Source organism: Arthrobacter sp. JCM 19049, assembly GCF_001310435.1.
The window spans coordinates 1-1,707 of sequence record NZ_BAXF01000457.1 but is presented as its reverse complement, the minus strand read 5'-3'; the positions used below and the strand labels follow the sequence as shown (position 1 = coordinate 1,707).

Annotated in this window: 1 pseudogene; it reads right to left on the bottom strand. The window is 67.7% G+C overall.

Annotated elements, in window-relative coordinates:
* Positions 1-1,707, bottom strand: a pseudogene (locus tag JCM19049_RS20970) (DNA polymerase III subunit alpha); the annotation flags it as partial.

Below are 1,707 nucleotides of genomic sequence, written 5' to 3'. Positions count from 1 at the left end.
CCCGGTGGAGCGGTTCACGTCCAGCGGCAGGATCGGGATGTTCATCCGCCGGGCCTCGGAGACCAGCAGCCGCTTGGGGTACATGCCCGGGTCGTGTTCCCAGATGCCGGCCAGGAACGCCTCGGTGATGCGCCTTCAGCCAGGCCGAATGTAGGTGGGCACCGCGAACGCGGCCCCGTGCGCCTTGCAGAAGCCGAAGGAGCCGAACCCGGCCAGCACCGCCCACACCTCGTCGATGGTCTGCTGGCCGTAGCCGCGCTGGGTGGCCGCGGTGCGGAAGAAGCGTTCGACCTCCGGTTCGCGCTGCGGGTTGCCCAGGTGGCGGCGGTAGACGTCGGCCATCCCCAGGTCGCAGCCGGTCATCACGTTCAGGATGCGCAGCACCTGTTCGTGGAAGACGGTCACCCCGTGGGTTTCGGCCAGCGCCGGCACCAGGTCCGGGTGCAGGTACTGGGCCGGGGCGAAGCCGTGGCGGTGCTCCAGGTAGGGCTTGACCATGTTCGACTGCATCGGCCGGGCCGGAAGAGCGAGATGTCGATGATCAGGTCGTTGAATTCGCGCGGGGCCAGCTTGCCGATCAGTTCGCGCTGGCCCGGGGATTCGATCTGGAAGCAGCCCAGGGTGTGGGTGGAGCGGATCAGTTCGAAGGTGATCTCATCATCCAGGGGCACCTTGGTGAAGTCGATGTGCCCGTCCTGCTGGATGTACTCCTCGTTCCGGTGCCCGCCGGCGCGGGCCACGGCCTGCCGGTTGGGGTGCAAGCGCTTGATCTCCTCCAGGGTGTAGGCGATCGCCGACTGCATGCGCACCCCGAGCACGTCGAGCTTGATCAGCCCCATCAAATCCATGTCGTGCTTGTCGAACTGGCTCATCGGCAGCCCGATGCCCGAGGGCTGCACGGCGGTGCGTTCCAGCAGCGTGGCATCGGAGAGGATCACCCCGCACGGTGCATGGAAATGTGCCGTGGCAGCCTGTCCAGCCGTTCGGTGACGTCCACCAGCTGGTCCAGCTGCCGGTTGCCGCTGATTCGCCCGGCCAGGGCCGCCAGTTCGGGTTTCTCGGCCAGCGCCTCGCGGAAGGAGGAGGCGGAAAAGCGCCACAGCTGCTTGGCGATCTCATCGACCTGCTCCTGCTCGATGCCCAGCGCCGCCCCGGCATCACGCACCGCACCGCGGGCGCGGTAGGCGTTTTGCATGCTCATCAGGCTCACCCGTTCGGCGCCGAAGGTGTCAAAGATCTTGTGGTAGATCTCGTGGCGGCGCGCGGATTCCACGTCGATGTCGATATCGGGCAGGGTGGTGCGGGTATCGGAGAGGAAGCGTTCAAAGACCAGGTCGTGCTGCAGCGGGTTGACGTGGCTGATGCCCAGCAGGAAGTTCACCAGCGAGGAGGCCCCGGAGCCGCGGGCCGAGACCCGCACCCCCATGTCGGTGATCAGCCGCACGGTCTCGGCGACGGTCAGGAAGTAGCCGGCGAACCCCAGCCGGGAGATCACCCCCAGCTCCAATTCCAGCCGGGACTCGATGACCCCTTGATCGGTGTGCGGCAGCATCCGGGGCACCGCGGCGTGCACCCGCTGGCGCAGCTGGTGCTGGGCGTCCCCGGTGATCCCGATGATCCGGTGCTCGGGGATCACCGGCCGCTTCCATCCCAGGTCCTGGCCGGGATCCAGGGCGGCCCAGGCGGCCACCTGCTCGGTGGCGTGCA